Source organism: Romboutsia sp. 13368, assembly GCF_018336475.1.
Classification (GTDB): Bacteria; Bacillota; Clostridia; order Peptostreptococcales; family Peptostreptococcaceae; genus Romboutsia.
In genome coordinates, this window is the sequence record NZ_CP048741.1 from 1,491,732 (window position 1) to 1,492,071 (window position 340).

Below are 340 nucleotides of genomic sequence, written 5' to 3' on the forward strand. Positions count from 1 at the left end.
AATATATATAWAATATAAAAGTAACCATATTTTACTACTCAAAAAAATTTGAGTTATAAAGTACGGTTACTTTTTTACTTACAAGGAAATTGTGTACCAAAGAGTAATATCAATGRTGTCTAGAAAAGTAAAAAAGATATTTTGAAATGATTCGCCCACGCAGTGGCTCAAGCAACGGATGTATCCGAAATGTTTCGCAAACACGTTGCTCGAAGCGGTAGCAAGGATATATCGTTGGCGATATGAGCGAAGCGAATTTTATGTTTTAAAGCAATTTATATTGATACTTAATATCATATTCCAAAATTAACTTAATAATAATCATAGAAATAGTTGTAAT